This is a genomic window from Parazoarcus sp. PS-13 R2A, from assembly GCF_057621855.1.
This window is the reverse complement of record NZ_JBYEXN010000073.1, coordinates 1-317: the sequence shown is the minus strand read 5'-3', so window position 1 is coordinate 317 and position 317 is coordinate 1. Positions and strand designations below refer to the sequence as shown.

General features: G+C 64.7%; 1 pseudogene. It reads right to left on the bottom strand.

Features of this window, described 5'->3' with window-relative positions:
* A pseudogene (locus tag AC22G6_RS21885) lies at positions 1–317 on the bottom strand (acetoacetate--CoA ligase); the annotation flags it as partial.

Sequence of the window (317 nt, the reverse complement as noted above, 5' to 3'; positions counted from 1 at the left end):
AAGCCTTCGGCCACCAGCGGACTGCCGGTGCTCATCAGCGCCCTCACGCTGGCGAGGCTGTGCGTTTCACGTGGCTTGAGGCCGAACTTGGCCGCGGCGTCGATGAACTTGGCCGAGGTGCCGAAGTGGGTCATGCCTTCGGCGTCGGCGTAGTCGAACAGAATGGTGTTGTCGCTGGCGAAGGGCGAGCCGTCGTACAGCAGCAGGGTCGCCTCGGCGGCGAGGCCGGACACCAGCCAGTTCCACATCATCCAGCCGCAGGTGGTGAAGTAGAACACCCTGTCCTTCGGCTTGACGTCGCTGTGCAGACGGTGTTC